1 protein-coding gene is annotated in these 531 nt (G+C 58.9%); it reads right to left on the bottom strand.

Translation table 11 applies throughout. The features are described 5' to 3' along the window. Positions 1–226 precede the first annotated feature (226 nt). A partial coding sequence (locus AACY52_RS29930) for a transposase (protein ID WP_339561320.1) occupies positions 227–531 on the bottom strand: 305 nt, incomplete at its 5' end.

Raw genomic sequence — 531 nt, 5'->3', positions numbered from 1 at the left:
CTGAGCCACGCGGGTGTGTAGGCGAATCCACGTATACTTGTTATCAACATAAGGCGTTCTACTTTGATCGGGATCGCGGCCTGTTCTCCCAACACAGGGCGTCGATTACGAGGTCCGGTTGGGTTCGCCTCCATTTCCGGACCTCGTTCCGCCGGAACATACGACAACGGCAATGGTTTGAAACGACTCGGGGCGAGCTATCGCCGAATCTTGGTGACGGACGGGGTCAGGCGGCAGCGGATTGAGCTTGCGATCTGACGACTTCGATTCCGTCGGCGAAGTTTACACCGAGGATGAGTTTCGGCAACTGGTTGTGACCATCGAGACGACGCCAGCTTTTCTCGGCGGCCTCGGCGAGCTTGAAGATCATAGCGAGCGCAGTCTTGTTCGACAGACATCCCTTGGCGCGCACGGTGCGGTGGCGCACGGTCGCGAACGCGCTTTCGATGACGTTGGTGGTGCGCAGATGCTTCCAATGCTCGGCCGGGAAGTCGTAGAAGGCGAGCAGCGCGTCGCGATCCTTGGTCAAAC

This window comes from Pseudomonas sp. EA_65y_Pfl1_P113, from assembly GCF_963970525.1.
Lineage (GTDB): Bacteria > Pseudomonadota > Gammaproteobacteria > Pseudomonadales > Pseudomonadaceae > Aquipseudomonas > Aquipseudomonas tritici.
Note: the sequence above shows the minus strand (reverse complement) of the source record. Positions and strands in the feature narration are given on the sequence as shown.